The 2,516-nt window shown below is 37.6% G+C and carries 2 protein-coding genes; both read right to left on the reverse strand.

Features of this window, described 5'->3' with window-relative positions:
• Positions 1-1,519 (reverse strand): DEAD/DEAH box helicase family protein (locus tag PVV65_RS09465; protein ID WP_273789990.1); only part of this gene is annotated, 1,519 nt, incomplete at its 3' end.
• A gap of 576 nt (positions 1,520-2,095) precedes the next feature.
• Positions 2,096-2,516 (reverse strand): DUF3987 domain-containing protein (locus PVV65_RS09470; protein WP_404978403.1); only part of this gene is annotated, 421 nt, incomplete at its 5' end.

Here is a 2,516-nt window from a genome sequence, read left to right on the forward strand (position 1 = left end):
CATGAAAGGTATCACGGATACGTTTAGAGGTTTGGATATCTTTACAAAAAGCCAAAGCCCGACGCATGGGGCTCGTATCATCTCCAAGATCAACCTTGATATCCATTTTGGTCAAAGCTTGATAACAACCAACAATCTTTGTTCTGTCATCAAGAATAAGTTCATAATCCTTACTGGTGGTTGGCATCTCCATGCTTTTACTGATTTCCCCCTCATCAACACCCAAAACAATAATCTTATAAGGGGTTAAAAGTTCATTCTTAACGGCATCAGTAAAACTATAGGTATAAAGAACTTTTCCATAAATACTTTCATCATCCATAGACGCTAGAACGGCATTTACCTCATCCGCACGCTTTTTAGCTGTATCACTAAAGATACGAGGTGTTGCTGTCATATACAGACGTTTGTTCCCTTGAATAACGCTGTTGTTATGAACCTTAACAAACTCAGATTCATTCTCATCGCTTCCTAATGTTGCCCCCGTGGTTCTATGGGCTTCATCACAAATGATCAAATCAAATGCCGCTAATCCATGATCCTTTTGAGCATCAGCAATCACTTGAATGGATTGATAGGTTGCAAAAATAACAACCATAGCATGGGGAGAAAACTTTCCTACTTTCTCGACAAGCTCTTGTGCATTGGTTGTTGCAGGTAAGGCTAAATCCGATGCCGATAATTCACTATCATCCTCTTGGGATTTACGACGCTTGCCTATTTGCCTATCAGAACATACCGCAAAGGAACGCAAGGGCAGTTCTGTATCCAGTGTCCATTCACGGATTGTTTGTGACATCAAAGCAAGAGAGGGCACCAGAAACAACACACGCTTGCCTTGACCTGCTATGGTCTCTGCTATCTTAAGGCTTGTGAAAGTTTTGCCCGTTCCACACGCCATAATAAGCTTGCCACGGTCTGCTTCTTTTAAGCCTTCACAAACAGCTTTTAGTGCTTCTATCTGATGATCTAAAAGTTTTTTCTTCTTTCGCTCGTAAAGGACGATTTTGCCTGTCTTATCAAAAATCCCCCAATCGATTTGACTGTTTTCCATATCAAAGAGATGTATCCGATAAACCGGAACGGCTTGTCCTTCAATCATGGTATTGGCATTTTCGCTTAATTCCCCTTCCGTGCTATCAATCAGAAGACGATATTTAAACCTGCTTTTACCAGAGATAGCGATAAAGCTTTCAATGTCCTCTTGTGTAATCTGATGATTGGTTTCATAAAATTGACAGCGAATAGCAACATATTCCTCTTGATCACGAACTTTTGCGACCAAATCAATATCAGTGTCTATATCGCTTCCTTTCCATCCCTTTTCATCAGCGACTTCTCTATAAGTTTGAACCTTTTCGTATTCCTGCTTTTGCAATGGGTCTTGTGTTAAATAGGCTATAACAAACTTTTCAAAAGCAGCTTGCTTATCCTCATCTGATATCGCTTGATTACGATAAGATTGTAAGAGAGAGCGTAAAGTGACATGTTCATGATCAGACTTAAGAGATTGCAGCATATTATAACAGAGCTCCGTTTTTTTATAATGTGTTTAATTCTTTTCAAAAGAATCAAAATGAAGCTTATTAAATCCATTTTGGACGAATTGAGAAAAAATGCAGAAAAATGCATAAAAACGGATAAATTTTTTCAAAAGGGGCTTTAAAAGGCTATTTATCCACAGCCTATGACGCATGGTTAGATCAGCACAGTAGTGAAATTTGCTATTTATTTGATATGTTAATTAACGTGTTAATCAAAACAAATGCACTATGGGCTTTAAAATATCAGAATGATCATTTTGATGCATTTTACCATAGGTTTTGTCTGTTTTTAAAACCCCCAAAACCCCTACAAAACGTATGTTATTGGTTGAATTTAGAGGTTGTGTTATCAATATAGGTTGTTTTTTTAAGATCTGTAAAATACTAACATATTGAAATATAATAACTTTTATTTTGTATTCAAAAAATAAAATAATAATGGGTAAAAAGCGCCCCCCAAAACCCCTAAAACCCCCCAAAACTAATGATGGGGAGTGCTTTGAAGGTTCACTGTTATATTGTTTAATGTTTTATAAGATTTCCAAATTGCCTCAGTGTGATGTCTTATGACTTGTCACTAAGGGGTGCCATTCATAATGTATGGTAGGTCGACCGCCTTTAGAGCTATGATTACTTGCTATTTGACGAATATAGTTACAACGACATAAAAGCTCTAAAGCTTGCTTAACGGCTTCATTGTCTGTTAAACATTTCCAATCACGTTTATAAACATCACGTGAAGTAAAACCATCGGGTAAATAATCACAGCGTTCAACAATCAATTTTGCACGCTCTGCTGTTACTGTATCCCCCGCCGCATAAAGACGTTTTGCGTGACTTATCAGATATTTTTCCCAACACAAAGCTCTCTCAAGGGCATCTCTATTGATTTCAAAACGCCCGCCTTCACTCAATTCAAAAATCAACGCAAGGGTTGGTATGGTTTTATCCATTTTCAAAAGATGTGCTTGT

The organism is Bartonella sp. ML70XJBT (genome assembly GCF_028618425.1).
Classification (GTDB): domain Bacteria; phylum Pseudomonadota; class Alphaproteobacteria; order Rhizobiales; family Rhizobiaceae; genus Bartonella.